1 rRNA gene is annotated in these 843 nt (G+C 56.6%); it reads left to right on the forward strand.

The features are described from left to right. Window positions 1–94 precede the first annotated feature (94 nt). Window positions 95–843: ribosomal RNA gene (locus AC5RV6_RS16930) — 23S ribosomal RNA — on the forward strand; the annotation flags it as partial.

Consider the following 843-nt stretch of genomic DNA (forward strand, 5'->3'; position numbering starts at 1 on the left):
GGTGGGGGTTGGTGGCGGGGTGTGACGGGGTTGTTGGTTGAGAACTACATAGTGGACGCGAGCATCTTAAAAACTGTTTTTTGTGATCGTTTGTGGTCAAGTTTTTAAGGGCACACGGTGGATGCCTTGGCATCAGGAGCCGAAGAAGGACGTGGGAATCTGCGATAAGCCTGGGGTAGTCGATAACCGGACGTTTGAGCCCAGGATCTCCGAATGGGGAAACCCCGCCCGGCGCGATTTGTCGTGACCGGGTGACCCGTACCTGAACACATAGGGTGCGTGGAGGGAACGCGGGGAAGTGAAACATCTCAGTACCCGCAGGAAGAGAAAACAACAGTGATTCCGTTAGTAGTGGCGAGCGAACGCGGATGAGGCTAAACCAGTGGTGTGTGATAGCCGGCGGGCGTTGCATCACTGGGGTTGAGGGACTGTCCGTACTGGTTCTGCCGGACCGGTGGGGTGAGTGCAGGTGTATAGGTGAACGGGTTTGAAAGCCCGGCCGGAGAGGGTGTTAGCCCCGTAACCGTAATGCATGCTGCCGCTTTGTGATGGTATCCCAAGTAGCACGGGGCCCGAGAAATCCCGTGCGAATCTGCCAGGACCACCTGGTAAGCCTAAATACTCCCTGATGACCGATAGCGGACAAGTACCGTGAGGGAAAGGTGAAAAGTACCCCGGGAGGGGAGTGAAACAGTACCTGAAACCGTGTGCCTACAAACCGTCGGAGCAGCCCTAGCAGCTGTGACGGCGTGCCTTTTGAAGAATGAGCCTGCGAGTTAGTGTTACGTCGCGAGGTTAACCCGTGTGGGGAAGCCGTAGCGAAAGCGAGTCTGAACAGGGCGA

The sequence above is a fragment of the Arthrobacter saudimassiliensis genome (genome assembly GCF_059090665.1).